General features: G+C 75.7%; 1 protein-coding gene. It reads right to left on the bottom strand.

What is annotated here, in order from left to right; translation table 11 throughout:
* A partial coding sequence (locus ROTAS13_RS25295; protein ID WP_171979255.1) for an MFS transporter occupies positions 1 to 609 on the bottom strand: 609 nt, incomplete at its 3' end.
* Positions 610 to 818: the final 209 nt, after the last annotated feature.

Raw genomic sequence — 818 nt, 5'->3', positions numbered from 1 at the left:
CGGCACGGCCAACAGCACCGGCCAACCGAAGCCGAGCATCCAGGCCGCCGTCAGCAGCGCCGCCGCCCGCACCGGCTCGGCGCTCGCCTTGTCCAGCCCGAAGAGCGGCGGGTCGGGCCGGATCAGCAGCACCAGCGCCAGGGCGAGGCAGGCCAGCCCGCCGGCATAGCCCAACCCCCAGGCCAGCCCCGAGACCCGCCCGATCCGCTCCGGCGGCGCCACCTGCGGCAGCATGGCGTTGTAGAAGACGGTGCCGACCTCGAAGGCCACGGTCGCGCCCCCGACGCAGGCGAGCAGCCACAGCGTCCAGGACGGGTCGGGCCGGGCGAACCAGACCAGCGCCGTCAGCAGCGCCGCCAGCAGCGTGCAGAGGCCCAGCAGCAGGCGCCGCCGCCCCCCGGCATCCGCCACGGCGCCCAGCACGGGCGAGAGCAGCGCGATCGCCACCGCCGCCGAGCTCTGCATCCAGCCCCACATCGCCTGTCCCTGCGCCGGACCGGGCGCCACGGCCTGGGTGAAATAGGCGGCGATGACGAAGGTGGAGACCATGGTGGGAAAGGCGCTGTTCGCCCAGTCGTAGAGCGCCCAGGCGAAAGCTCGTCGGTTCAATCCACTTCCCCTCTCCGCCCGCCCCTCGCGGGCATCACCCGGGGACGGAGGAGGGACAGGCGCCGCCCCTCCCCGTCCCGCCTCACCCCGGCAGCCGCGCCAGCACCCGCAGTGCCACCGTCACGGCGGCGAGGTCCGGCACCGAGGCCGCCTCGCGCGCCGTGGTCAGTGCCGCCTCCGCGCCCGCCGCCGGGTCGCGCCCTTCCAGC

The organism is Roseomonas sp. TAS13, assembly GCF_001950415.1.
Taxonomy (GTDB): Bacteria; Pseudomonadota; Alphaproteobacteria; order Acetobacterales; family Acetobacteraceae; genus Roseomonas; species Roseomonas mucosa.
The sequence above is the reverse complement of the archived record's forward strand: the minus strand, read 5'-3'. Positions and strand labels throughout refer to the sequence as shown.